We start from the raw sequence: 25,889 nt of genomic DNA, 5'->3' as shown, positions 1-25,889 counted from the left end.
CGCACCCGCGTGCAGGAGACGAGCGACGGACTGCCTTCCGCCATGCCTCCTTGCCGGTCGGCGGGTTTGGCTCTTGGCCACTGATCACAGAATCGACCCTAGCGACAGGCACTGACATGGCCGTCAGGGCTCGACGTTGATGCCGTAGTCCGCGGCCAGGCCGGCAAGCCCGGTGTCGTAGCCCTGGCCGACAGCACGTACTTTCCAGCCCGAACCATGCCGGTAGATCTCCATAGCGATGGTGACGGTCTCGCCCGAGACGAACGGGACAGGCGTGAAGGCGAGTCCGCCGCCAACGGGTTGGGTGACCTCGACGTGCCACGTGGTGTTCTGGTCGAAGGAAGCGGCGGGTTGGGCTTCGAGGTCGATGCTGGTGATGACGGCCACGGTGTGGACGTCATCGGGCACGTGCGGCAGATCTGCGGTGACCGTGTCGCCGCTGGTGCGGACTCCGTCGTGGTGCGGGTGGTGGTAGAAGACCAGGTCGTGGTCGCTGCGTACTTTGCCGTGGCTGGTGAGGAGTACGGCAGAGACATCGACTGGCACGCCGGTGGTGATGAGGCGCACCGCTACCGATTCGGTTCGCAGAGGGGCGTTGGCTCCCTTGGCCAGCACGTGCTTGGTGTTGTCCAGCAGGCGTGGGGCGGCCTCGGCCGTCCCTGCGGCAGGTTCACTTGCGGGCGGGCTGGTATTGGTCAGAGCGGCGAGGGTGTGCTGGAAGAGCGGCCAGCCCTCAGTTTCCTCTCCGGGCCATGGCCAGGCCAGGCGTGAAGAGCCGAACTGTTTGCCCGTTGGGGGCTGTCCGAGCGCTTCGTGGAGCTGCAGGTATCGCAGGCTTTCGACGGCTAGGCGGCTGAGTTGCCACTGCCGTCGGGCTTCTTCGGGCTGGTTCATGCGCAGGTCGTTGTCGACCGTGGTGCCGCCGAGCGCGGTGTAGACGCGCTGGGCGACGTCATAGCCGTCACCCGGCAGCAGACGGGCCGGGTGCAGTTGCTGGGCGGGTGCGGGTTCCCCGATCGCGGTGTAGAGAGCGCCGAGGTCGCCGCCGGTCCACTGGTTGGCTGCGGCGGTGGCGAACTGGGCGAACTGGATCAGGGTGGGCGGACGGCCCTTCGCGGCCACGAACCGGTGGTGCGCCTGGGCGACGCCTTCCAGGGAGGTGCGCCAGCGCTGCTGCAGGTAGGTGTCGAAGTACCGCTCGGCCCAGGCACGACGATGGCGGGTGACGATGTCGCGGACCCGTTCGAAGCCTTCGCGGCGGCTGCCGCCGCTGATGGTCGACGTCATGGTGAAGGCGCCGATGGCGGTGTCCACCGGGAGCTCTGTGCGCTCCTTGACGATCATCTCTTCGGGGCCCAGATGCTGCTCAGCGATGCGCAGTTCCTCGAACAAGTCCGGGGGGACCGGGCAGCCGGCGGCAGTCAGCGCGGTAAGGGTGCGGCTGTAGTAGTCGGCCACACCGGACAGGGGAGCGCGGGAGTAGGGGCCTTCGCACACAAACCAGGCGGTCAGCGCGACGCCGTGCCAGAACTCCAGGGCGGGGCCGAGGGCTTCGGCCATCAGCTGGTGGGGGCGGGGGTTGCTGACGAGGCTCTTGGCGTGCCGCTGCAGCGTCACCGACTGCCACAGCCGGTCCACCTGCTCGTTGACGGAAGAGGGCAGCACCTGCCGGTACAGCTGCTGGGTGAAGCCGTGTTCGTCCTGCCAGGAAAAGGCCATGATGTTGTCGTCGACGAGCCCCCACAGCGGCCGCATGCCGGGTTTCTGGGCGGCGTGCGCCTGGTCGAAGGCCGTCCACCACTCGCGCAGAGCCGCCACGCGTTCTTCGACGGGGGAGAGGGAGGTCGGGCCGCCGAGGAAGGCCGCGAGCATCGCGTGGATCTCGTCCTCTGGGATGCCTGCCTCGGCTGCCATGTCGGCCGCCTGGGCGGACATTCCCACATACAGGCGCGGTTCGGGCAGCGCGGTGATGACCTCCTCGTCCGGGTGCGGCGGCGCCTGCAGGTAGTCCAGCGTGGCCAGCCAGTCGCCGGCGAAGTAGCCGGAGACAACCGGCTGCAGTGCGCGCGTCACAACCCGGCGCGCGAGGGCGGTGCCGGTCTTGGATTTCTTGGCGAAGCCGGCCATCAGCGCCTGCAGTTGCAGGATGCGATGGCGGGTGACGAGCTGCAGCGGATCAACGGCCGCCAAAGCGTCCAGGAGGCGCAGGCGGGCGTGCTGCTGGCCGTGCCGGTCCAGCCGGTGCCATCCGCCGCCGAAGCGGAAGGCGTCCAGAACATCGCCGGCGATGCCCAGCAGCCGGTAGCGTTCCTCGATGCCGGACCACAGTTGCCGCTGGTCGTCGGTTGTCTTCCCAGGCCCCGCTGCCCGAACCCGGATCGGTTCGATCAGTGTCTCGAACAACGGGACCAGCACTGCCCACAGCAGCACCGCATCGGCTGCGCCGTCCACCAGGCTCACGCCGGCCGAGTCGTCAGCGGCCAGCGTCAGGGCATGGGCTGGCCGTTCACGCACCAGCCGGGGCAGGTTCACCGCCCCGGCGTTCAGTGACAGCTTCTGCGGCAGGTACCAGGCACCGCGCCGCTGCTGCTCCGGCACCCCGAACGTTTCAGCACACCACGCCTTCTCCTGGGAGCTGAGCCCCAGCACCTCGACGTGGTCCGCAGCCTGCGGCCCGGTGCTGCGGACCACCGAGACCGTGGGCTGGCCGTGGAGCGCTGCAGTCAGCAACCGGGTGGCGAGCGTGTCGAGCTGGACGAACCTCTGCTGCTGGCCGGCAGCTGCCTCGAGGGCAAGCGCGTCTTCGGGGCACGCATCGATAACGGGTTGCCACCAGCGCGGCTGGTCACTGGCCACCGGTCAGCCTCCGCATGTAGTCGACGAACTTCTCAAACGGCATCGGAGCCGCGGTGTTTTGCGCGTAGACGGCGTAGCGCTGGGCCATCAGCTGCATTTCCCGCTCCGCCCGCCGGGCCTCCACCCGGTCAAGGTCATGCACGACCCGCTGCTCGACACGCCCCTGCTCGTACAGCACGAACGCGTCGACTCCGCCCGGGAGCGCACTGTCAGAGTCGCCTTCCCCGAGGCCGTTACCGCCGGCGAAGTCCGCCTCCAGCGTGGAGATGTTGATCAAGGGAACGCCGAGCAGCAGCGCGGGATCCATGTCGTTGTCCGCGCACATGGCCTCCAGATGGTCCTCGAGGCCGAGTTCGGCATGGCAGACCACATCCAGATACTGCTGATCGGCTGCCAGACCCGGCTGGCGCAGCACCCGCACGCCACGTCCGATGAATTGGTAGAACTCGCCGAAACTGCCATAGGGACGCACGGGCACGACGACGGTGATGGGCGGGAAGTCGTAGCCCTGGCCAAGCATCCGCAGCTGCACGATGCCCTGCAGATCACCCGCGTCCGACTCGAAGCGCCGCCGGGTGGCTTTGATCGACGACGGCGACATGCTGTGGTGCAGCGTGGCGCAGGGAATGCCGTGCTCTTCGGCGATCCGGGCGATCTGCCGGGCATGGGCCTCACCCATCGCCGCAAACAGCGCCCGGGGTTTGACCGGAGCCAGCAGCTTGGCCTGCGCATCCAGACAGGCCCGCGTCACCATCATCACCTGCCGGATCGAGGCATCGGACTGCGCGGTGATGCGGGCCATCCTCCGCTCGTTACCCAACGCGGCCAACAGCGCATCGCGGCCGGTGATCTGCTCGCGTCGCCCGTCGGGCCACACCGCCTCGTACACCGTCGTCGCCGCGTCCGGGGCGAACCGGTGCACGCGCAGGTTCTTCGCCGAGCCGTCCGCGACGGAGTCCACCAGCCGGTAGCGGTAGACGACATCGGCGTCGATCGGCTTGCCGTCCAGACGCTGGAAGCACGCCGACATCAACAGCGTGCGCGCATCCCGGAAGTGGGCGAACAGCCGCTGGTAGGAGGCGCTGGCCGCGATATGGGCCTCGTCGACAACGATGAAGTCGACATCGCCCGGCTCCAGCTTTGCCAGCAGGTCCCCGCCCTTGTCGCCAGTACCCAGCGCATGGAAGTTGGTGACCAGCACGTCCGCAGCCAGCAACCGCTGCCGACTCACCTGGCTGATCTGCTCGTCATCCGCGTCCAGCACCAGTGTGGCCGGCGGCTGGGCACCCGGCAGCAGGGGCCCGCCCGCCAGTCCGTACAGGACATTGCCCGGCACACCGGGGTCGAGTGCCTTGGCGAAGGTGCCGCGGATGACCGAGCCCGGCGTCACCACCAGCGCTCGCCGCCTGGTGAAGGACAATGCGGCCGCCACCCCCAGCGCGGTCTTGCCGGCCCCGACCGCCATCACCGTGGCCGCATGCCGACCGCCGGAAGCGTAGTAGTTGGCCAGCGCGGCCAGGGCCTCGTCCTGGCAGGTACGCAACGGCTCTCGGGTCACCTGAGCGCGCACACCGGCGAAGTAGGCCTCATCTGCAGATGACCGGGTACCCCGAGGCGGATCGGCCGCCCGCAGGGGATCGCCCACCATCTCCGGGACCTCGACGCGCGGCGCGGCGATGACCAGTGGCGAGAGCACGGCATCCTGGCGCAGCATCGCCTGCAACTGCGCGACGCAGCGGGCGGTGTCCAGGCGCACCGCGTCGTAGGAAAACCGCAGCACCGTCAGCCCCGTGGCCGCCAGGTCGTTCTGCCGCAACCGGTCGTAGGTGAAGGCGGCCCGGTCACTGTGGAAGGTGAACCCGTCCAACTCCACGGCCAGATGCAGCGACTCGCCAGCGATCAGATAGTCCAGCCGGTAGGTCCGCTCGTTGACCGTCACCGGATGCTGACTGTGTACATGCGCCACGATGCCCCGCTGCGCGGCTGGAGTGAGCACCCAGCGCAGGAAGGCCTCTTCCAGGTAGGACGCCGAGGGGATCAGCAGCTCCAGCCCGGCACTCATGCGGCCCCGCCAGCCGTCGCCTCGGCCGCCAGTGCGCCGATCTTCTCTGAGAGACGGTCCACCGCATCCTCACCCTGCTCGAAACGGGCCAGCCGCCGCGCCACTTCGAGGGCGTCGGTGAAGGCGCCTTCGCGTTCCAGCAGCATCACCAGCCGGGGAACGGACGTCACGTGAACGAACGAGGTCGGGACGGAGCCGGTGTCAAAGGAGACGGCTTGCGGGGCAGCCTCCATCAACTCCAAGTCCAGCAGCGCGAACACCTCAAGCAGCTCAAGCCCGTCAGGGTAGGAGCGTCGGCCGCTCCACAAGCGGTCCACCGCGCCTTGGAGGACGAAGTGGTAGTCCATCGCCCCACCGGGAAGCTCCAGCGCCTCCCAGACCCGGGTGACCAGGTCCGTTCCGCTCGCCTCCACCGGCACATGCCGGCTGGCCGGCGTTGCCGACGTACGGCCCTCAGCAGACGGCCACGTCAGCGAGCCGTACGACACCTTCGGACGGACGCGGGCCTCTGTGAGCGCTTCGCGGACGACACCAGGGCTTCCGGTGAACCGCACACCAGGAATCGCTGCCATACGTTCGAACCACGTCGCCATGTCCCCCCCGCTCATCCCACTCCCGCAGCGTCCACCGCCATCCAACCCCCACAGACATGCTGGGGTTCGGCCGGTCCGGGAACCATGCGTCTTCGGTGACCTACTGCGTACTGCCCACCGATCCAGTGCATCCTCTCGCGGAGCCCCCGGTCGGGCGCAGGATTCTCCAGAACAGCACACCGATTGAGCGACGGCCGCTCCGTACAGCGCGAGCTGCCGCATCTCTAACCGGGGGCGGAGGAGTTGGTCCGACGGGCCATCCGGTCGAGGCCGTGCGGATGCGGCGAGTTCTGGATCGGCCAGTCCAAGCCCCCTCCGCGGGGACGGAGTTCATGCATACGGGTAACGGCAGCAGCGATCCGCCTTTGACGGCCGGTGTCTGTTCCTACGCTGGCATAGTGAAGATCGCTCAGCGGCGTCTGGCCGCTGACGGTGCTCGCAGTGCGGGACGCACTGGCCCTGCCAGACGGCATGGGGCGCCGTGACGGATGGCAGATCCCCCTTCATCTGACGCTCTGCTCCAGCTGCTTGCCGCCAGCCGGCGCCGTAGCAGGCAACTTGCCGCTGTCCGTCTTGCCGCCTTGTCAGGGCGATGGCCTTGAGGCTGTGCCTGCCGGGCCGTTGGGCGTATTGAATAGATCCTGATAGGCGCGTAGTTCCTCACCGGTCAGTTCCGGGTCGCCGCTGATGGCACTCATGGTGGTGTCCCATTCCCGGTAGCCGTCGGCGCGGGGAGTGAGCAGCGCACCGACCGACATGAGCTGGGCGAGGTTCGCATGCTCGCCGCGTTCGTGATGGCGCAGCTGAAGCCAGGCGGAGAACGCGGCGCGGGTGTGGTCGGTCAGGGCGGAACAGACGGCGAAGCCAAGCTGATCCAGGTCAGGCCCGGCGATGAAGGTGCGCATCCGCCATACCGTGGTGCCTGGCTCCGGCTCGGCGACCGCGGCCAGCGCGTCCAGCAGAAATCGGCCCAGATCTGTGCGGTACCCGACCGGCAGGCTGTCGAGAGAGGCCAGGACGCGTTGCCGGGTATCCCACTCGTCCGGGTCCAGTGGGCTGGTAGCTACGTCCTCGAGCATGATGCGGACCATGGTGTGGGCCTCGTCGTCGTCACTGCCGGCCGGGGCGGCGGGCAGCAGCGGCACGCTGTGCGGCTGTCCGCCGCGCCGAGTCCAGGATGGATCCGCCTCTTCCGCTGCTGCCTCGGCATCCGCGGCGGCCAGCTCGTAGTAACGCTCCGGCTCGCCGCCCAGAACGGGCGCCGACGTGCCGACCCGGTGCAGATAGCCGACGACGGCGTGGGTGGAGCGAAGCTGGTTGAACAGAAACTCCCAGTCACGCCGCAGCAGGGCGATCACCGGCGTGTTCCCGTGGTGTTCGGGGACAGCCAACTCCTGCGGGGGAACGGGGTGTTCGATGATGGTGACGCCTACCCAGTCGATGGCCGGGCTGTCGATGCTGAGACGATGGCCGCGTCCGTTGACCATCTGCACGCCCTGCGTTTTCAGCCGGCGTACGGTGCCGTGGATCTGCTTGCCCGCCGCGGTCAGCTGTTTGAGGACCCAGGACGTCTCCCGCTCCACGGTGGCGGGTTCGCCCTCGCGGGCCTTGATCTGCACGACCACACCGCGGTCGCCGACCACCAGCAGTCCGTCACTGATCTCCCGCACCCCACGGCCTTTGCGCTCCACGCTCGGGGCCATCACAAAATCGGGCAGGCCCCAGGTGGCGGCCGCATCCTTGACGGCTGTCTCCGCGGCCGTGCCCCGCCGGTCGTGCTGGCGCAGGGGTGTCGAGTGCGGGACGACCCGCTCGAACACACCGCCGGGCGTGCTCACCATCAGCGTGAGCGTGTCGGCGTCCTGGACCCGCCCCAGGCCAATGTCCGAGGAGGCCAGCGCGGCAAGTTCCTCGGCGGACCAGTGCCTCGACGAGCGCGTGGCCTCAATCCAGGTATCCGTAGCGCCGACGCGTCCGGCAGACAACACGCGCCGGCTGCCCGGCACCTGGCTGGACAGCCACGCGAACGAGGTGGCGAACCGGGTGACCGCCTCGATCACCAGCGACAGCCGCTGATCGAAGGTGTCCTCGTCATCGGCCGGGGCGAACCCCTCGGTGAAACACAGATCGACCCAGGTGCCGGCCTGCGCGTTCACAGCGCACCCGCTCTGGTAGGAGCTCAGCCGGTAGCGGGCCAGCACACGCTCTTGTCCGTCGAGCGCACCGGGCTGCGCCGCCTCCACGCTCTCGAGCACCGCGGGCGCCGCGGCATGGACCTGCGGTTCGACGGGAGTCGCCCAGGCGCCCATCACCGCACCCGAATCCAGCGCCGCCTCCCACTCCAGCAGATAGCCCAGCCCGCGGTGGATCCTGTCGATGACCTCGTCGCCGTCGCCGTCGCTGTCCTGGAAGGGCTGGCAATCCTCCACCATCGCCACGTGCGAGCGCAGGGTGCCGTCCATGCACGACTCGGCCAGTGACGCCCTGAACCCCTCGAGAGAATCAGCGACCGGAAAGAACCGGGGACACTCCGGCCTGCGCAGCCGCTGCAGCGCACTGAACGCCTCAACCGACTCCGCCACCAGCGCATCCAGACACGCCCACAACTCCCGCACACACCCGCGGAACAGCTCGGTCAGTTCCGCCTGCCCGCCTGGTGGCCAGGCCAGCCAGGCACCGATGACCCCCGACCCGTCCGGATGCGTGACCACGCTCTCCTCGACGAGTCCGTCCTTGAGGAGCGTGCTCCACAGCGGCGCCATCGCCATCTTGGCCTGCTGCGCGTCGCGCAGGTGCTGCCACGCCCGCGGGTAGTACTCCCTGATCACAGCACCGACCCTAACGGCGGGTACTGACACCGCCCCCTTCAGTCGCGGCTGCCATCACCCACAACGTTGGCCTGCCCGCAGCCCGCACGGCTGGGGGCAAACGTGCGCCGCAGCAGCGGCTGGGACCGTAGTCGGGAAAAACAGCGGGCTGGGGATGACACCGTCGCCTGCGCCGATATTTTTCTGCATGCCGTCGACCAGACTCCCGCGCCGTCTGTACGCCGTGGCGCCGGATTGGGAGCATGACGGGATATGCCTGGCAGGTGAGGGGTGGTTGCGTGGGGGCGGACGAGATCAGGTCTCAGGGATTCAGCCTGAACGAGCTGTTCCGTGACGTGACGTACGAGATTGATTACTACCAGCGTGACTACACCTGGGGTGACGAAGAAGTCCGCACCCTGCTGCGGGATTTGTGCGACTCGTTCAAGCACTGGTTGGGCGACTCCGCGTACCGGCGCCGCCCCCACACCGCGCCGCAGTACTTCCTCGGCCCCTTCGTCTACCACGAGCCGTCGAAAAAGCGCCGCTTCCTCGTCGACGGTCAGCAGCGCTTCGTCACTTTGCACCTGCTCTTTTTGCAGCTGAGACTGTCGGCCCGGGAGGCCGGTGATACGCACACGGTTGACCAGCTCAACCGTGTGATCACGACCGATGGCAAGCACTTCAGCGTCGGCATCACCGACCACGACCCCGTCCTTCAATCCGTCAGCGAGGGCCGTAAATACGAGACCGGCGCGGGGGACTCCCTCTCCCGCCGCAACCTGTGGGCACGCGGCCAGCAGATCGAATCCCAGCTTGCCGAGGAACTCGACGCCGAGAAGCTCCACCCCTTCACCGAATGGCTCCTGACCCGCGTAGTCCTGGTGGGCATCCGGGCGGCAGGCCCCGACCACGGCTACCGCATGTTCGAGACGATGAATGACCGCGGCGCCCGCCTCACCGCCGTCGACCTCCTCAAGAGCCATCTGCTGTCCAACGTCGGCTCCGCTGAAGATCAGCTGAATACCCAGTGGCAGGAGATGCTGCGGGAACTCTCCACCGACCGCGATGACCCCCAGGCGGCATCCCGCTTCATCAAGGCATACCTCCTTGCCCGCTGCGCGCGCGAGGACTGTGACGAGGACCGCCGCCAGATCACCACCAACCTCAACGTGTGGGTACGCCACAACGCGGAGTACCTCGGCCTGACCCCGGGACGCCCCGACCACTTCCTCAACTTCGTACAGAATCTGCTGAAGACGGCCCGTCTGTACAGGCCCGTCCTCGCCGCCACCCGCACCCTGAAGATGGACGGCGACCGCCTGGAAACGGTGCTGTTCAACGAGCGCAACGGCCTCGGCGTCCAGTCCGTCGCCGTGCTCGCCGCCATCGCCCCCGACGACCGGCCCACCGACGCCAAGGACAAGGGCCGCCTCGTCGCCTCCTACATCGACCGCTGGTACGCCCTGCGGATCCTGCAGGACCTGCCCGTCCAGTCCGCCGACGCCGACGCCCTGGTCCACACCGAGCTCGTCCCCCTCCTGCGCGGCTGCCGCACCGTCGCCGACGTCGCCTCCACACTGGGCGACCTCGCCCAGCACAACGGGAACCCGGTGCGCGAAGCAATCACCCTGGGCCTGAGAGGCAACAACGCCCATCAGATCCGCTATCTCCTCACCCGCGCCACCGCTTACGCCGACGAGGCCTGCAAAAAACCCTTCGACATCCTCGCCTACCTCGACCGCGACCAGTTCCACATAGAACACCTATGGGCCAACCACCACCATCGCGTCGCCGGTGACATCCCAGACCCGGTCGTCTTCCGCAGCCGCCGCAACCAACTCGGTGGCCTCGGCCTGCTGAGAGGCCGCGAGAACTCCAGCATCAATGACCTCCCCTTCCACGACAAGAACCGCCTCTACGCCCGCAACAACGTCCTCCTGGGCGTCCTGGCCCCTCAATACGATCACCGCAACCCTGAACTGCGCGACTTCATCAAGGCACACCAACTCGACAAGCACATGCGGGCCTTCGGGCCGACAGAGACCATGACCACGGTCATCGAGACCCGACAGGAGCTGTATCTGCGCCTGTTCGAACACATCTGGAAACCCGAACGCCTGGGGTTGCCCGTCTCTGCTGCCGTTGCACCTCCGGGGCCTGACGCCGGCCAGCCAGTCGCCCGTCCGCGCCAGGCCCCTCCGCGGCGCAGAGCGGCTTCTGGCCGACGCACCGACGTGGCCAGGATGATCGACGCCCAAGTTCTGACAGCCGGCACCCGGATCGTGCTCACCTACCGCGCCACCGAGCACTGGGCCACCATCGACGCGAACGGCGGCATCATCCTCGCCGCGACCGGAGGCACACCCTACGGCCGGGCCGACGAGGCCGGGGCCGTCGCCCGCGGCACCAAGACCTGCCAGGGAATGAACGAATGGCACATCGAAGAAGAGAACGGAGTACGCGTCAGCCTGCGGACCATCCGCGACCGCGCGGCGGCGGCCGGCGCGCTGTAGCCGGTCAGGCAGGTCTGCCGGCGGCTGCCCCGATCCCGGTCAGCGAAGTGAGCAGGGGATCGTTTCGGCAGAGTATGTCCTGGCATGGCGAGCAAGACGGTCGTGGCTGTGCTGTTTCCGGGGATCGATGTGCGAGTGGAGCGCGTCAGCGACTCCTCCGACGTCCGGCTGCCCGCTGGCAGGCCCCCGGTCGGGCGTGCCGTCCGTCACTGCTGACGCTGCCTCAGCAGGAGGCCCACGGTGTACAGCAGCCGTTTGCCGGCGGTGTTGACCTGTTCGTCCAGGGTGGGGGAGCGGAAGGCGTCGGCGAGGGACCCGGCCGCCGCCTCGAGACCGGGGCGCTCGGCGAGATAGTCGGCCGTCCAGGCTCGGGCCGCGGCGCGCGCTTCTTCCAGGAGTTGCTCACTCACGCCCGCGCGCAGGACGTGCTGCACGGCCAGGCTGATGATCTCGGCGTGGGCGACGACGTGCTCGCACGTCATCGGGGCCCCCACGGGACCCACGGCGCGCACCATCCCGCTGGCGGCGAACACGCTGTCGGGTTCCATCACCTCCCGCACCGCGTCCACCAGTTCGGCCCGCCCTCGTGGGGTCAGGGCCTGGCCGTTGCCCAGGTGGGTGACCAGCCGTACCAGGCGGGTGCGTGCCGTCGGTGTGGCCAGCGGGTGGTCGATCTGCCGCAGCAGTCCCACAGCCCCATCGCGGGCGACGTCCTTGTTGCGCTGGCCGCGCCCGAGCCAGGTGGAAAACGCCCGCTGCGCCTGTTGCAAGGCCACGTACTCCTCGCCCCACCACAGCCACAGGGCCAGCGGGATCTGGGCAAGGGAGTTCAGCTTCAGCTCCGGCGACCGGCGGCGTTTGTCGAGCACGATGAGCAGCAGCTTGCGCTGATGGGCGCTGTGCAGGGCTTTGTCGGAGCCGCGGTGCAGGGTGCGTACCTGCGGGCTGCCCAGGATGCCCTTGGCGATCCACGCATGGGCCAGCCGCGCGTTGAAGTCCGCGTGGCCCGCCGCGTGCGCGTCGGCTACCAGTTCGTCGATGGTGCCAGGTCCGGTGATGCTCTCCCAGTACTGCACGATCTGGAAAATACAGCGTTTCCGCCCCAGACAGAGCCGCTTTGAGCGTGCGTCAGCCGCACGGTCGCTGCCACGATCGAAAGCACAGGCCACCTGGCAGCCCGCCCGGTCGACAGTCCGCCGTCTTTCCCTGTTCCTGGCCGGATTCTGGGTGCCTGCCATCCACCCAGAGAGGACTTCTCCATGACCACAGCAGAGCCCGCGAGCCACAACTGCCCCGGCACCTCGCCCGCGCAGTCCGATCCCTGCCAGCGAGGTATGTCCTGGCCACGTCTGATGTCCCTGAGCCTCCTCTCCGGCGCTTTCCGGCATGTCGGATCGCTACTGGTCGGCTGGGTGCTCGCCCAATGGCACGGCTGAATTCCCCGCCCGCCGGATCGTTGCACCCGCCTTCGCCGCCCGGAGACCTTCACCGGCATCGGACGCCTGATCGAGGGCAATCCGCCGGTGCCGCAGAACCCCGCGCTGCTGGGCGAGCGGACCACACGGACGCCGGGCTCCCGCCGTCCGGCAGCCGCGGGCGTGAACGGGGCCCAGCTTGTCCGCTGCGGTTCGTTTCAGGGGCTGAGTTGGGCTGTCGCGGCGGCGATCTCCTTCTCGGTGATGTTCTCGCTGCCGCTGCGGATCGCGATGACGGCGGCGGTGGAGATGACGTAGGTGAGGGCTTTGAAGTAGCCGCCGGTGCGCTGGTGCAGTGTGACGGCGTGTTTGCTCAGGGCGTTCTCCTCCAGCCGGTACAGGCTCAGGTCGGCCTCGAAGCTCGCCAGGACGCGCCGGAAAGTCTCGTCGTCTTCGGTGTCCAGGGGCAGGGGGTGCAGCCAGGTCACCGGCAGCAGGGCGGTGGGGGAGGGCGAGACGGGTCCGGCTGGCTGTCCCGCCTGTTCGAGCCGTACCTTGTTCTCCTCGCTGACCCGGGTCAGGTCCTGGGCCAGGATGCGGGCCTGGTGCAGGCGGTGGCTGGCGCCGGTGCCGCAGAAGACGAGCGAGATGCCCAGCTTGTCGCGCAGGTAGTCGAAGTAGGGCAGCACGTTCGCCAGGTGCTGCGGCGAGGCGCGGTCGATGTCGTCGATGAGCAGCAGGCGGGTCTGTGCGGTTTCCAGGACGTAGTTGACCGGCAGGGTCACGTCCTGGTGCTTGCGCATGTCCAGGACTTCCACGAGGCTTTTCGGCTCAGGGTTGAGACCCAGGTAGGAGCCGATTTCCCAGAGCCAGTTCACCCTCGGCTCCGGGTCCGCGGGGGTGGTGATGTGCACCACCGGGATCGTGTTCTGGCGCCTGCCGCCCATGGCGGCTTCGATCTCCCTCTGGGCAGTGCGTCCAATCGCCCGCAGCAGACAGGTCTTGCCGGTGCCCGCGGGGCCGTCGATGACATGGTCCATCAGCCCGTCACGGCGCCCGCTGTTGGAGTGGACCGCCTCGACGACCATCTCCTGCATGTGGGTCACTGCGTCGGTGGGCACCATCCGTAGATGCCGGTGGTAGGCGATGGCCTGTTCGTCCGTCTTCCTGTCCTCAGTGGGACTGCTGCCGGCCGCCAGTGCGGGTGGCTCCACTTCCTCGTCGACGAAGTGGGTCCAGCCGGTGAGCTGGAACAGCGGCAGAGGCCGCATCGGGGTGTCCTTGAGCTGCTGACGCAGACGGGCTTCACGTTTGTCACGCAGTTCGATGGATGCCTTCATCACGCTTCTCTCTCGTCACGGTCCTGCCCGTACCCGTACCCGCACCCGCAGACTGGCTCCGGACCGTAAAACCTGGCCGCTCTCGGGGCCGGCCTGGGGCTACGTCGTCACGGCTTCTGTCCTCGATCGCTATATCTCCCATACGTCGTCTTCGGCCTCGTTGCCGTCATCGCCGTCCGGATCGAGGTCGTCGAGGAGTTCCGCCTCGACGACCTCGTAGATAGCTGCCGGTGTGCCGGTCGCGGAGGCATTCGGCGGGCTGTCGTCGCCGTCGTCGGGGAAGAGTGCTGCCAGCGGATGCGGAGTCTGTCCGCTGTCCGAGGGCCGCTCCACGTTGCTCGGGCCGGCGGGGAGCGCTGGCGGGGTGGCTGCGGGCGGGGAAGCCAGGGGGGAGATGGGCAGTGCCGGGTAGGGACGCAGCGTCGACAGGTCGAACTCCTCCAGGCCCGCGTAGGGGTCCTGGGAGGGCTGTTCGGTCTCCAACTCCAGTCCCTGGAAGGGCGGTTCGGCTCCCGTGCGCTTGGGTGGCGGTCTGCGACTGCGCCGTCGCCGGTCACGCTGCGCCAGGGACAGGGCGATCGCCTCCTCGTCCTTCGCGCTTCCGCCTGCCGCACGGTGCTGCTCGGCGTGTTCCTGCCACATGTCCGCGGTCCACGGATCGTGCAGCAGGTGCCGGAGCCGGAAATCGCAGGTCACCCAGGTGTCGGCCGTGTGGTCGTACAACCACACCCGCTCGGGACGGTAGGGGTTGAAGCGGCATTCCCACTGCTTCTCCCGGCCGGGCAGCTTCGAGTCGCCACGCAGGAGGATCTCCCGGTAGTGCCCGGCGTCCTGCGCGATGGGCTGATAGGTCCGATAGTCGATCATGAAGCCGCCCTTGCCGGGGATGACCCACTGCCGCAGCAGGAAGAAGCGGTTCTGGGCGGGGGAGAGCGGCACCGCACGGTAGCCGCTGCGGGCCACCTGGACCGCGTACATCTCGTTGGGTGACAGCACGACGCCTGGCCGGAACGGGTCGCGCAGCCCCGCGTCGGGGGTCTGCTGGTACTCCAGCGCCACCCACTCCTGGGCCATCTGCTGGAGCTCGGCGATCGTGTACAGCGGCATCCGGTCGATGCCGCGGCCGCGTTTCTTGTGGCTGCGGCCCTGCCAGCCGTGCGTGACGTGCTGACTGAAGCGGTGCGCGAGGGTGACGAAGAAGTGCTCGGGGAGCGGCTTGTCGGTCGGGGTCTTCTTACGCGCCGGGCGGCGGGCGATGCGCAGCCGGTCGCAGACCTCGGTGAAGTGCTCGCTCACATAGGGGCTGCCCTGGTCGTAGATGATCAGCTCGGGGCGGATGACAGGGCGGGCGGCGGTGGCCTCGGTGAACCGCTCGTCCGCCGCCCGCAGCGCCCCGAACGGCAGACTGGAGGCGGCGGCCGCACTCAGTGGGTCCCAGCCGGGCATCACCGGCCAGGGCGCGAGAGCCTGGGCCAGCATCAGGGTCAAGTCGATCGCCCGGGTCGCCTGGCCCGCCTGCCCGCTCTCGGCGTCCCGGGGACGGCTGGGCGTGATCATCAGCGCGCACGCGCTGTGGTTGGCCACATCGATGAGCGTGGTCAGCTCCGTGGCGGTGGGCCGGCCGTCGTCGCCGCGGGCCAGAATCCGCAGCGGCGTGGTGTCTGCCTGGGTCACCTGTCCCGGCCGCAGCACGACCTCGCGCCCGCCATGGGGCAGCGGCGGCGTGGAGGCCAGAGCGGCCCGGGCCCGTGTCGGCTGGTCCAGGGCATCGGCCAGGCCGGACTCCTTCATCCGCAGGTAGAAGGTGGAACGGGAGGGCAGCAGAGCCGCCACGGCAGCCGAGCCGAGTTCCTCGGCGTACCGCGAGTGCAGCAGGTCCTCGACTTCCTCGCGGATCACGTCGATGGTCACGTCCGACGCGTGTGCGCGCCGGGCCACCACCTCCTGCATGGCGGTCAGACACCGCGGGTCGGTGAAGCCCCCCGGCCGTTTGTCCCGCGGCCCGGGCAGCAGGACGACCGGGTTCTCCCCGGCCGCTTTCCACTTGCGCCGCTTGTCGGCGAGGGTGTGGGCGGAGCAGCGGACGCCGTCGGCGGCCAGCCGCGCCGACATCGCGGCGCACCGCTGGGCCAGCGTCGTGCCCGGCCCGAATCCCCGCGCATGCTCACTCCTGCCCGGCGCCAGACCGGTGTCGATCTCCACCATGCGCGCCTGCCACAGCGCGGCCTCCTCCCGGCCCTCCTGCCGCCCCCAGCCGCCAAGGGCCGCACCGTCCGCGACGGGTGCCCCACCGCCGCTGACGACGGCGAAGTCCTCCGCGCCCACCAGCCACCGGTACGACACCGCCCGGGGCACCTCCTGGCCGCCGTCCTGCGGCACCAGCGTGACCTGCGCCCCCTGCCACGCCACCACCTCCCACTCGCGCCCCTGCCAGCGAACCCCCGCCCCGATGGACAGCGACCCCGCAAGCCGGCCCTCACCTGATCCCGCCATGCGCCCCCTTCCGTCTTCAGGCCGTCCAGGCCACGGCGTCGGGCAACAGCGGCCGCGCGATATCGAACAGCAGCCGCCGCTGCCACAGCATCCGGTAGGCGAGGTCCAGACCCGTCAGCTCGTCCAGCCCGCTCGCCGCGACCCCCGCCCGCAGACCTGCCGGCTGCCTGAACACCTCCAGCAGCGCCCGCCCCTGGCCGCTCTCGTCGCCTTCGGGGAACCGGTAGCCGGCCAGCCATCCCAGATTGCGCCCGCGCAGCCCCGACGGCTCACGCACCTGCCGCACCCGCCAGCCGGCCGCCCGCGCCACCTCCTCGAGCACCTGAAGCCTCGACTCGGGCAGGCTCTCCTGGCCAGGCGGCTTCAGCACCAGCACCTCACGCACGCCATCGGCCGTGCGCGCCAGGAAATCCGGGCGCCACCGGCGAAGGCGGCCTCCCGCCCGCCACCGCAGTTCCACCGGGCCGGCACTGAACGCCACCCAGCCCGGCTCGAAGTCCAGCTCCACCGCCAGCCGCCACTGCCGCAGACTGCCGCACACCACGGTCTGCTCCCGGGTCGCCACCGGCCAGTAGGTGATGATGCCCTTGCGGCCCCGGTAGGGCACCGGCTCGCTCACCGGCCCGAACTCCTCCAGCGCCACCCCCCGAAGCCCGGCCGCGCCGCACGAGTGCACCGGCCCGTACGGCTCGCGGTACAGAGCCACGACGCCCTGCCCCGCGCCCGGCACTGTCTCACCGTCCACCAGGTCGCCGGGGGCGCGCACCGTGCTCACGCCGCCCACCTCTTGTCGCGCCGCAGCGCGGTCCCGCGGGCCTGCCCGGCCGCCAGTTCCTCCGGTTCCAGTCCCTGACCGTGCATCAGTCGGCGCCCGAATCCGCCCGCCACCATCGGCCTCCGTACCGGCAGCGGCCGACGAGAGCCGGATCGCCAGTCCTCCGCCACCTGTTCACCCACCCCTCTGGCCTCTTCCGGGTGATGACCGCTTGCGGCAGCCCGGTATCCCCATGCTGCGCCGCACCGCGCTACGAGAACGTCACCGCCCGCCGGATACGCCTGAAAGGGTGAACAGGCTGGCGAATAGGGAGGGCGTCGGGTAGTGGCCGCCCGCGTCGTGCGTGTCGGTTTGGCTGTTGAACTCGCCCGCCAAGAAGCCGACTTGGCTCTGCGGGAGGCATCCTGCGCCGATCAGTCCTGGGAAAGAGAGAAGAGGTCCAACTGCGGACGAACGCGCCTGCGGTTCCCGGTCCAGGGCGTGTTGCCTGGTGTGGCTGAGACGGCAGGTGTATGCAGACAGGAAGCCTGGCTCACGCGGTCCGGGCGGGTCGGGGGTGAGCCGGTGACGGGTGGAGCGTACGAAGAGCTGTCGCAGACGGGCGAACCCGGGCCGAAGACGCTGGAACTGCTGCTGCGCATGGTCCACCAGGTGCGCCGTGCGTCGGGGTTTCCCCCGCCCGAGGGCTACACGCAGTGGAGCGACGACGCGGCCTACGACGTGATCACGGCCATGCTGACTCGCAAGGGCGCAGGCCAGAAGTTCGTGACCGCCTGCTTCGCGCTGGCCATCAGCGAGGCCACGCTGGAGCGGCTGTTCCTCGCGTCGATCAAGAACTTCCTCATCGACGAGGCGAAAAAGACCCCACGGGGCAAACTGCGGCGCCGCATCGCCCGGTTGATGAGCGAGGACACGTCCTTCCGCCGCAGGCCGGGCTCCCCGCCGCGGTGGGCACTGAGCGGCCTGCCCGAGGACGCGGTGTGGCAGGGCGACCTCGACGATCTCATCGCCGAGGCCTCGCGCGTGGACGGCGTCGGGATCACCCGCTGGAACCGCTCCGGGCCCACACCCCGTAAAACGGTCCAGGCCCTCATGACCGTTCTCACGCGGGTCCTCCGGCACGCCCAGGGGGCGGTGCGGGAGGAAGACCTCGCCAAGGTCCTCGAGTCACGGTTCGGGCTGTTGGCCCCGGCCCGTTTCGCCACGCTCTTCGCCGACGACGGGGCATTCGTCGATCCGGCCGAAACCGGCACGGCGGCGACCCTTGCCGACTCCACGGGCGTCGGCGGCGACGCTGAAGACATCTGGCAGCGGCTGACTGCCAACGAGCGGCTACTGCTGCCCTACCTGGACGAAAACGCCCATCATGCAGCGCAGCTGCTGGAGATCGGACAGGCCCAGGCCGATGCCGTTCTGGCAGGGCTGAAGGAAAAGCTCCGGCTTGCCCTGTCCGAGGACAGGGACCGGGAAGCGGTCATGCGAGCGCTGCTACGACGCTGCGAGGACCCACCCCCTGAGCCGCCCCTGTGACGTCGTCCGTATCCAGTGAGAAGAGAATGCGCAGATGGACCACAGCCGAGGAGAGGGGGAGACACGATGAACCCTGCCCAGAGCAGCGCCTACGAGCGGCTGGTAGCTGCTGCGGCGGGACTGAAAGTGCCCGACGCCGTCCGGGAGGTCGCCACTGCGCCGCCCCGGGATCCTGAGCCCAGCCAGATCTGGAGAGCGGTCTGGGACGACACCATCCAGCTGCTGGTGATCACCGCGGTCGCAGACGACACGGTGCAGGCTGTTCCAGTCTCCTTCGAACGCTACGCCGACACGGACACCCTGCTGCTGCCCGCCGGCGCCTCCACACTGGAGCAGCCGCTGGCCCTGTGGTGGGGACTGCAACTGTCCCTGCCCTGGTACGTGCTGGACCGCCAGATCAGCCAGTTGACCCTGCCACTGCCCGCCTCCACGGGCCTGACCCGCCCCCACGAGGTGCCGCCGGGCGCGACATGGGGGAGCACCACGCCGCACCCCACGGCCGCAGCGGCCGAGTACCGGGCCGTCCTTGCTGACGGCCTCGCGGAACTGAGCGGCGCACAGTGGGTGCCACACGGATCGGGGGTCCTGCCCGAACTGCTGCAGCGCCGAGGCATCACCATCAAACAGCTGGCCTCACAACTGAACCTGCAGCCCCCCCACGCCCTGGCGGTGTGGCGGGGACAAGCACCGCTCGCACCCGAGCAGGCAGAAAACCTCGCCGCAGTACTCGGCCTCGGCACCGATGAGGTCCTGGCAGCCAATCCGGCCCTGCCCGCCCCCGTGATCCACGAACTCGGCCGCCCCTCGCGCCGCCCCCAGGTACGCGCCCTCGCCACCCGCACCGCGACGAGCGAGCCCGACGCCCGACGCCGTGCCGCCTTCGGTATCTACGCCCTGGCGGCACGCCAGGAAGGCACCACCACCGACTGGAGCGCGAGAGCGGACCGCTACTTCGAACTCCATCTGCGCTAACGAGGTCAGCTGTGGTCAACTACGTACTCGCGGCCGCCGCACGTCACCAGGCCACCGCGATGCTGGCGGAACTGGAGACGCACACCCCGGGCGCAGCACAGCGCCTGGCGCGCTCAGCCTTCACCGAACTGCAGACCTGGCCGGAGCTGACCGTCGACCTCGTCCCCGAAACCCAGACCGGCTCCCGCTGCAGTGTGGCAGGCGCCTACGACTTCGGACCGCCTGCGCTGATCTCCGTCGCCGACGCGGCCAGCCCCGCCCGCCGGGACTTCACCGCCCTGCACGAGCTGGGCCACCACTTCCAGAAGCACAGCCTCGACCTGATGGAAGCCTTCGAGAGCCAGTCCGACGGCGGCCTGCAACTGGAGGACGCGGCCTGCGACGCCTTCGCCGCCGAGATCCTGCTCCCCACCCCGCTCGTCGACCACCACCTGGATGCCACCGGCCCCACCGCTGACACGGTCGCCGACCTGTGGCGGGCGGGAGCCGCCTCCCGCATGGCCGTATGCGTGCGCGCCGTCCAGCGTCTGCCCGCCCCCGGACACATCCTCCTGCTCGACGGCAGCGGCCGGATCGCCTTCGCCGCCTCCCACGGTCTGCGGCCCCTGCGCCGAGGAAGCTTCCAGGGCGACATCCCGGTCATCGACCGGGCCCGCTCCTCCGGCCGGGGGCGCGCGCAGGGGCGCACCCAAGTCCGTTACCGCGACGGCATCCTGGGACGGGAACTGCACGCGCAGACCGCGCCGATGGGCGGCTACCTGGTCGCCGTCCTCGTCACCGACTCCGCCCCCTGGCGCCGCTTCACGCCCCCCACCAAGGACACCGGACCCCAGGCAGGCGACTACCTCTGCGCGCACTGCGACGAGGAGTACCGCTCCTTCGATCCCGCCTGCTCCGCATGCCGCGTCCCCCACTGCCCCGAGTGCGGCCGCTGCTCATGCACACCGCGTGTGAACGAACACCTGTGCCCGGGATGCTTCATCAAGCATCCGCCCGCGATGTTCGCCGACGGCAGCGACCGCTGCCTCGACTGCTCCTGACGTCCCGCCAGCCCCTCCGGAACACTCCCGTTCCGCTACCCGCGAGTTACGTCGTCCGTCCCAGGCGAAGCACCCCGCACCCGGGGTGACGGGTCCCGGCGCCGGCTCCGGAACCCCATCGGGCAAGGCCGGCAGAAGAGAACCATGGCCATCCAGATCACCGCGGTACGCCTGTCCGGCGGCACCATGCACGAGCACATCACCCACCTGTGGTGGACCAATCCGGCGGACGGCAAGACCGGCGACAACACCCGGGCGCAGATCGTCACCTGGATCGAAGACAAGAAGGGCCAGGCATACACGAGCGATGCGGGCGGGCACCGGGCGGAGGTCGTCGTGGTGACCCCGCCGCGCGGCGAGAAGTACCTGCAGACCCGCGCCGACGGGCGGTTGACCAACAACCTCCTGGCCCTTCCCCGCCGCTGAGTACTCCCGCCCCGGGGCGGGAGGAGAGCAAGGCCGGGCCGCTGCTGGGGTGCACTGGCCAGCAGCGGCCCGGACTTCCGGCTCGGCCGGCGGACCTCGCCCGATGACTTCGAGGCGGCGATCGCGGAACCAGGAAAACAGAGATGAGACGCCGCCCTGCCGCGGACGAGGGGGCGCGACGCCGCTGAAGGCGCTGCCTACCGCGGCCACCTGCGTTTCCTGCATGACGGTCATGACTCTTGATCCAGCCTGTTGCTTCGGCATTGCGCCGTCGGCAGCGGTCCGGGCTTTCACAGAACTCACGGGCCGTCACGGACCGCTTCTCGGCTGCCGTGAGAAGGCTTCGGATCGTGCGGTGTCTCTTCGCCGGGCGGAGAGTGCGCGGGCAGCTCCCACCGGACCTCGTCGCCGTCGTGATGGTGGCGCCAGACGGTCACGAGACGGGCGCGGACCAGCTGGTCGAGGAGATCCTCCAGCTGCGGAGGCGACTGCCCGCACTGGCGGGCGAGAGCATCGACCTCACCCCCGCCCGCCCCGGCGGTGCTGTGAGCGGCCAGGACGAGTGCGGTCAGCCGCAGAGCGGAGGGCAGGGCGGGCGAGACGGCCAGCGGGGCGGGGGACAGGGCCCATTGGGCGGCGCGGATGCGCGCGGTGCGTCCGGGATCCTGATGGAGGACGGCGGCATCGAGCAATTGCGCCTGGATGGGGGAGTATCTGCGTCTGGAGCGGTGCAGCCAGTCGGCGTGCTCCAGCTCGAGCCACAGTTCTACGCGGCCGTGCAGCCGCATGCCGCGCAGGAACCCGTGGGGCAGACGGACCTGCCCGCGGCGGTCGGCGCGCAGCGCGCACTGCAGGGCCAGCAGCCGGGCGGCGGGGGAGGAGAAGCGGGGCAGGGCCGTGGCGAGGTAGGTGAGCATTTCGCGTACGCGCTGCTGTTCGGCTGGGCCGAACGCAGGCGTGGTGCGCGCAGAGCGCGACATGCCGGCGGTCTGCCGGGCGCGGCGGGTGCCGGGCAGGGTGGGCGGTACGACGGCGGTGTGGCTCATCGCCGCCGCGCAGGCGGCGCAGGCATCGGCCAGCCGCCACACGCGGCCGCTGCGGTCGCAGGTCAGGGCGAGCAGGACGGGTCCCGCGCAGCCGCGGTGGCGGGGGTGCCAGTGGCAGCCCCGCGTCCGGCACTGGCAGGTGCGCAGGTGTCCGGGCAGCGCGTCGGCGCGGGCGTGGCGGGCCAGATGGGTGAGGGCGGCCGAGCGGGCGGAGCCGGCCGGCAGGACGGGGCTGTGTGTGCAGCGGGGGCAGGTCAGGGCCGGTCCGCCCGTCTGCGGGCGCAGGTGCACTGTCCAGATGCGCTGCACCGTGGCGTGTGTGCTGGCAAGCCGCATCGGCTCGTTGTCCCTCCGGTCTGGTCCGCGCCGGCCTCGTGCGGCGGTCTCCCGGTACGGGCACGCGGGAGCCGCCCGCACCGTAGTGCAGATCTCTGCACCCGTGCAGCGTGAGCGCCCGACGCGCTCACCTGCGCTGATAGTGCAGAAATCCGCACTGACAGGGCAGGTGTCTGCACCGTCGGATGGTGGGGTGACGATCTTGCCGCCCGACCCGGACCGCGACGCCCTGCGTGTGACGCTGGCGCGGCTGAGGAACGAACGCGGGTGGACCTTCGACGAACTCGCCGACCGCAGCGGCCTGGCCCGGCGCACACTGATCGACCTCGAACACGGCCGCGCCGCCGGCACCGTCACCACCTGGCACGCCCTCGCGCACGCCCTCGATGTCCCCATCGAGCAGCTGCTCGGCCCGCTCTGCGGCAACCACACCCCACCCGGACCCAAGGGCGCCTGACTCCGGTCGAGCCCTGCCTGGCACGCCACGCAAATCACCCGAACCGGCGAACACGCATGAAACACACACTCGCTGAATCGTGTTGCTGTTCGATAGCGCTGGGCCGCCCGGGGGACTGTCCGCCCGCCAGCCCCGCCCTCGGGGCGTGTCGCCTGGCACGGTCCTCGCCATGCACCCCAACACCCTCTCCACTGGCTGTCCCTGGGACGGCAGCCCCCGCACCGCACTGGCGCGCCGTCCGCTGCGGGTGGCCGCCACCAGCCCCAGCCGCCTGCTGCGCGCCGGCCAGAGCGGCCGCTGCCGGCACTGCGGCAACCGCATCGACCTCTACCCGCGTGCCGACGGGCAGCCCATCGCCCTGCATCCCGCCGAACTGGTCACCGCCCACGTCCCCGCCGCCTGCCACTGGCACCTGAGTTCCGGCATCGCCCACCCGCACAGCGACGGCAGCGCCTGGTGCCGCATTCCGCATGCCGTGCTCTGCCCGCAGCGCACGCCCGTCTGCCGGATCAGCCCACCCCTCACGTCGGTGCGCCGCCAACTCGCCGTACGAACCCGCCGCCTGATCGACACCGGTGTCTTCACCACTCCCACGGCTGCTCCCACCAGTGCAGAGCCTGACGGTCCCGGCCGCCCGGTCGTGCGGATGCTGCTGGGCCACTACCTCGCCGACGGCCCCGTGGAGGCCATCCGCTGCGTAGCCCAGACGAGCCACCGACACCGCTGCTCCCGTCCTGTCCTGGCCCCGGACTCCCCGCCCGGATCCTGGAGGCTGCTGCCCATCGGCCCCCAGCGCGGCCAACTCGCCCTGCCCGAGCAGACGACGGCCGTCTACGACCTCAGCCAACTGCCCCATGCCGAACAACGGCGCTGGCGCATGCAGCGCTGCCCCGCGCATGCCACCACCCACGGCGCCGCCGACCTGGCCCTGGCCGGATGGCAGGTCGTCGATCCGCTCCTGCACGCGCAGCACCTGCGTACCGGTCTGCCGTACCCGCCGGCACACGGCAGCGGGGAGAGGTGACGATGCCGCACCACGCCCTGGAAATCCTCCTGACCCGACCCCTGGCCCCGGCCGAACTCCGCGACGCCGCCCGCGTGCTGCCGCTCGCGACCAACCACGACACCACCCGCCTCATGACCCTCGTACGCGCCAAAACCCCCGGCCGCGCCGCACACCGGCTGCGCCAGCGCCTCGCCACTCGGCTCCCCGTGGACGTGATCACCACTCACTACCCGGACGCCGACGGGCAGGTCCTGCTCAACCTCGCCTTCCCGCCCGCCGTCCAGGCCACGATCCGCCAGGCCGCCCAGGAAGCGGGGCAGAGCCCGGAACTCTTCGTGAAGCTGGCCCTGCACCGTGCACTGGCCCAGCACGCCAGCGACGAGGCCGACCGGCTCGACCGGGCCGTGCAGCACCTGCTCGCCCACACCACGGCCGCACACCTCCTGGCAGCCGTCGGACACGCCCTGACCCGTACCCCCGGAGCAGCCTCCGCATGAACCCGACCGATGAACAGACGGCCGCGGCCGACGCCTTCCATGCCGGCCAGCACCTCGCCCTGCAGGCCGGCGCGGGTACCGGCAAAACCACCACGCTGACCCTGCTCGCCCGCATCACCAAACGCCGTGGCCGCTACCTCGCCTACAACCGGGCCATTGCCCAGGACGCACGCGCCCGCTTCCCCGACACCGTGCAGTGCAAGACCGCCCACGCCCTCGCCTACGCCGCCGTCGGCCACCGGTACACCCGCCGTCTGAACGCCCCCCGCCGCCCGGCCTGGCAGACCGGGCAGGCCCTCGGTATCACCAAGGCGATCCGCATCGGTGAACGTGACCTCTCACAAAAGACTCTCTCCAACGCCACGCTGCGCACCGTGGCCGGCTTCTGCCACACCGCCGATGAGACGATCACCCGCCATCACGTCCCCCGCCTGCGCGGCCTGGAGGACAAAGACCCGCACACCCAACTCGCCGCCCACATCGTGCCGTTCGCCGAGAAGGCCTGGGCCGACCTGCAGCACCCCGACGACGGGGCCGTGCGCTTCGACCACGACCACTACCTGAAGATCTGGGCTCTCAGCCGGCCGAAGATCGACGCCGACTTCCTGCTGCTGGACGAGGCCCAGGACACCAACCCCGTCGTCGAGCAGATCTTCCTCGATCAGCGCGGCCACGCCCAGCTGGTGATGGTCGGCGACTCCGCCCAGGCCATCTACGACTGGCGCGGCGCCAAAGACGTCATGACCGGCTTCGACGGCGCCCAGCTCGTCCTGTCGCAGTCCTTCCGTTTCGGTCCCTATCTGGCCCAGGAGGCCAACCGCTGGCTGGCCATCGCGCAGGCCCCGATCCGCCTGACCGGCGCCCCCGAGGTGTCCACCGAACTCGGGCACCTCGTCCGGCCCGACGCTGTGCTGTGCCGCACCAACGTCGGCGCCATGGCCCACGTCATGGACCTGCTGGCCGCCGGACACCGGGTGGGGCTGGCCGGGGGAGGGGACAGCCTGCGTGCCCTGGCCCTGGCCGCTCGCGACCTCAAGGAGGGCCGCCGCACCTCCCACCCCGAGCTGGTGCTGTTCCCCTCCTGGGGCGAACTACAGGACTACGCCGCCCACGACCCAGCCGGACGTGACCTGCAACCGCTGGTCGACCTCGTCGACACCCATGGCACCGACGCCATCCTGGCCGCCCTCGCTCACCTCACGCCAGAGCAACAGGCCGAGGTGACCGTGTCAACCGCCCACAAGGCCAAAGGCCGTGAATGGCCCTGCGTGAAGATCGCCGACGACTTCACCCCGCCGAAGGACACCGACCAGCACGACGACACCGGCCGCCCCGTCCCCGGACCGATCAGCGACAGCGAAGCCCGGCTCGCCTATGTCGCCGTCACCCGCGCTCGCCGGCGCCTCGACCTCGGCGGCCTCTCCTGGATCCACGAGCACCCCGACGGCACCCCGCCCAGCTAGGGGCCGCCCTCAGCGATCATGGGACGGTGGGTCACGATGAGGCGGTTCACCGTCATGAAGCCACCAGCCAAGAGCGGAAGCCGTTCACTCCACCGACACCGAGGACCGTGACAGGCAGACGCAGTCGGCGGGCCATTGACGGGGCGGTCCAAAGTACTCGGATCGGGACGCCGCAAGTCCACACAGCCGAAGGACGCGGTTGGCCAAAGCGCACGGCAGCGCCTCGGCTCGCCACGGAGAAAACAACGTCAACGACAGT

Annotated in this window: 19 protein-coding genes; 10 read left to right on the top strand and 9 right to left on the bottom strand. The window is 69.9% G+C overall.

The window, feature by feature from the left end:
• Positions 1-123: 123 nt before the first annotated feature.
• From OIB37_RS00360 to OIB37_RS00345, 4 genes are all read right to left on the bottom strand, one after another.
• Complete coding sequence (locus OIB37_RS00360; protein ID WP_330455478.1) at positions 124-2,856, bottom strand: TerD family protein; 2,733 nt, start codon at positions 2,854-2,856, stop codon at positions 124-126.
• Positions 2,846-4,918, bottom strand: coding sequence for a DEAD/DEAH box helicase family protein (locus tag OIB37_RS00355; protein ID WP_330455477.1), 2,073 nt, complete (start codon positions 4,916-4,918; stop codon positions 2,846-2,848). Before OIB37_RS00355 ends, OIB37_RS00360 begins: the two co-directional genes overlap by 11 nt.
• Positions 4,915-5,511: a hypothetical protein gene (locus tag OIB37_RS00350; RefSeq protein WP_330455476.1), complete on the bottom strand. Its 597-nt coding sequence runs from the start codon at positions 5,509-5,511 to the stop codon at positions 4,915-4,917. The genes OIB37_RS00355 and OIB37_RS00350 overlap by 4 nt, the downstream gene beginning before the upstream one ends.
• Positions 5,512-6,095: 584 nt before the next feature.
• A complete protein-coding gene (locus OIB37_RS00345; protein WP_330455475.1) occupies positions 6,096-8,369 on the bottom strand; it encodes a hypothetical protein in 2,274 nt (757 codons plus the stop codon).
• Between the two features lie 248 nt (positions 8,370-8,617).
• Here OIB37_RS00345 and OIB37_RS00340 point away from each other — a divergent pair, with 248 nt between their 5' ends.
• Positions 8,618-10,834: a DUF262 domain-containing protein gene (locus tag OIB37_RS00340; RefSeq protein ID WP_330455474.1), complete on the top strand. Its 2,217-nt coding sequence runs from the start codon at positions 8,618-8,620 to the stop codon at positions 10,832-10,834.
• Positions 10,835-11,040: 206 nt separating this feature from the next.
• Here OIB37_RS00340 and OIB37_RS00335 read toward each other — a convergent pair whose 3' ends face one another.
• Positions 11,041-11,910, bottom strand: a complete 870-nt coding sequence (locus OIB37_RS00335) for a hypothetical protein (RefSeq protein WP_330455473.1) — start codon at positions 11,908-11,910, stop codon at positions 11,041-11,043.
• A 183-nt stretch (positions 11,911-12,093) separates the two neighbouring features.
• On the opposite strand from OIB37_RS00335, the gene OIB37_RS00330 reads away from it, so the two are divergent.
• Positions 12,094-12,270 carry a hypothetical protein gene (locus OIB37_RS00330; RefSeq protein ID WP_330455472.1) on the top strand — a complete coding sequence of 59 codons (177 nt, stop codon included), beginning with the start codon at positions 12,094-12,096 and terminating at the stop codon, positions 12,268-12,270.
• A 197-nt stretch (positions 12,271-12,467) separates the two neighbouring features.
• Here the strand turns inward: OIB37_RS00330 and OIB37_RS00325 are convergent, their stop codons facing one another.
• From OIB37_RS00325 to OIB37_RS00315, 3 genes are all read right to left on the bottom strand, one after another.
• The gene (locus OIB37_RS00325) at positions 12,468-13,589 is read right to left on the bottom strand and encodes an ATP-binding protein (RefSeq protein ID WP_330455471.1); all 1,122 of its coding nucleotides are present in this window, start codon (positions 13,587-13,589) and stop codon (positions 12,468-12,470) included.
• A gap of 129 nt (positions 13,590-13,718) precedes the next feature.
• Positions 13,719-16,082, bottom strand: a complete 2,364-nt coding sequence (locus tag OIB37_RS00320; protein ID WP_330455470.1) for a transposase — start codon at positions 16,080-16,082, stop codon at positions 13,719-13,721.
• Positions 16,083-16,098: 16 nt separating this feature from the next.
• On the bottom strand, positions 16,099-16,857 hold the full coding sequence (locus OIB37_RS00315; protein ID WP_330455469.1) for a TnsA-like heteromeric transposase endonuclease subunit: 759 nt from the start codon (positions 16,855-16,857) through the stop codon (positions 16,099-16,101).
• A gap of 564 nt (positions 16,858-17,421) precedes the next feature.
• Here OIB37_RS00315 and OIB37_RS00310 point away from each other — a divergent pair.
• From OIB37_RS00310 to OIB37_RS00295, 4 genes are all read left to right on the top strand, one after another.
• On the top strand, positions 17,422-18,387 hold the full coding sequence (locus OIB37_RS00310) for a hypothetical protein (RefSeq protein WP_330455468.1): 966 nt from the start codon (positions 17,422-17,424) through the stop codon (positions 18,385-18,387).
• A gap of 66 nt (positions 18,388-18,453) precedes the next feature.
• Positions 18,454-19,359 carry a hypothetical protein gene (locus OIB37_RS00305; RefSeq protein WP_330455467.1) on the top strand — a complete coding sequence of 302 codons (906 nt, stop codon included), beginning with the start codon at positions 18,454-18,456 and terminating at the stop codon, positions 19,357-19,359.
• Between the two features lie 11 nt (positions 19,360-19,370).
• Positions 19,371-20,399, top strand: coding sequence for an ImmA/IrrE family metallo-endopeptidase (locus OIB37_RS00300; RefSeq protein ID WP_330455466.1), 1,029 nt, complete (start codon positions 19,371-19,373; stop codon positions 20,397-20,399).
• A 144-nt stretch (positions 20,400-20,543) separates the two neighbouring features.
• Positions 20,544-20,825, top strand: a complete 282-nt coding sequence (locus OIB37_RS00295) for a DUF3892 domain-containing protein (RefSeq protein WP_266469265.1) — start codon at positions 20,544-20,546, stop codon at positions 20,823-20,825.
• 299 nt (positions 20,826-21,124) lie between these two features.
• Here OIB37_RS00295 and OIB37_RS00290 read toward each other — a convergent pair whose 3' ends face one another.
• On the bottom strand, positions 21,125-22,207 hold the full coding sequence (locus OIB37_RS00290; RefSeq protein ID WP_330455465.1) for a hypothetical protein: 1,083 nt from the start codon (positions 22,205-22,207) through the stop codon (positions 21,125-21,127).
• Positions 22,208-22,400: 193 nt separating this feature from the next.
• Here OIB37_RS00290 and OIB37_RS00285 point away from each other — a divergent pair, with 193 nt between their 5' ends.
• The 4 genes from OIB37_RS00285 (at position 22,401) to OIB37_RS00270 (ending at position 25,630) form a co-directional block, all read left to right on the top strand.
• A complete protein-coding gene (locus tag OIB37_RS00285) occupies positions 22,401-22,664 on the top strand; it encodes a helix-turn-helix transcriptional regulator (RefSeq protein WP_330455464.1) in 264 nt (87 codons plus the stop codon).
• Positions 22,665-22,833: 169 nt separating this feature from the next.
• On the top strand, positions 22,834-23,688 hold the full coding sequence (locus OIB37_RS00280; protein ID WP_330455463.1) for a DUF6083 domain-containing protein: 855 nt from the start codon (positions 22,834-22,836) through the stop codon (positions 23,686-23,688).
• Positions 23,685-24,167, top strand: a complete 483-nt coding sequence (locus tag OIB37_RS00275; RefSeq protein WP_330455462.1) for a hypothetical protein — start codon at positions 23,685-23,687, stop codon at positions 24,165-24,167. Before OIB37_RS00280 ends, OIB37_RS00275 begins: the two co-directional genes overlap by 4 nt.
• Positions 24,164-25,630, top strand: coding sequence for a UvrD-helicase domain-containing protein (locus tag OIB37_RS00270; protein WP_330455461.1), 1,467 nt, complete (start codon positions 24,164-24,166; stop codon positions 25,628-25,630). Before OIB37_RS00275 ends, OIB37_RS00270 begins: the two co-directional genes overlap by 4 nt.
• Positions 25,631-25,889: the final 259 nt, after the last annotated feature.

Source organism: Streptomyces sp. NBC_00820 (assembly GCF_036347055.1).
GTDB lineage: Bacteria > Actinomycetota > Actinomycetes > Streptomycetales > Streptomycetaceae > Streptomyces.
The sequence above is the reverse complement of the archived record's forward strand: the minus strand, read 5'-3'. Positions and strand labels throughout refer to the sequence as shown.

Coding starts and splice junctions, on each gene's coding strand:
- OIB37_RS00355 (WP_330455477.1), bottom strand. CDS start 4,918: ATGAGTGCCGGGCTGGAGCTGCTGATCCCCTCGGCGTCCTACCTGGAA.
- OIB37_RS00350 (WP_330455476.1), bottom strand. CDS start 5,511: ATGGCGACGTGGTTCGAACGTATGGCAGCGATTCCTGGTGTGCGGTTC.
- OIB37_RS00330 (WP_330455472.1), top strand. CDS start 12,094: ATGACCACAGCAGAGCCCGCGAGCCACAACTGCCCCGGCACCTCGCCC.
- OIB37_RS00325 (WP_330455471.1), bottom strand. CDS start 13,589: ATGAAGGCATCCATCGAACTGCGTGACAAACGTGAAGCCCGTCTGCGT.
- OIB37_RS00320 (WP_330455470.1), bottom strand. CDS start 16,082: ATGGCGGGATCAGGTGAGGGCCGGCTTGCGGGGTCGCTGTCCATCGGG.
- OIB37_RS00305 (WP_330455467.1), top strand. CDS start 18,454: ATGAACCCTGCCCAGAGCAGCGCCTACGAGCGGCTGGTAGCTGCTGCG.
- OIB37_RS00295 (WP_266469265.1), top strand. CDS start 20,544: ATGGCCATCCAGATCACCGCGGTACGCCTGTCCGGCGGCACCATGCAC.
- OIB37_RS00290 (WP_330455465.1), bottom strand. CDS start 22,207: ATGCGGCTTGCCAGCACACACGCCACGGTGCAGCGCATCTGGACAGTG.
- OIB37_RS00280 (WP_330455463.1), top strand. CDS start 22,834: ATGCACCCCAACACCCTCTCCACTGGCTGTCCCTGGGACGGCAGCCCC.
- OIB37_RS00270 (WP_330455461.1), top strand. CDS start 24,164: ATGAACCCGACCGATGAACAGACGGCCGCGGCCGACGCCTTCCATGCC.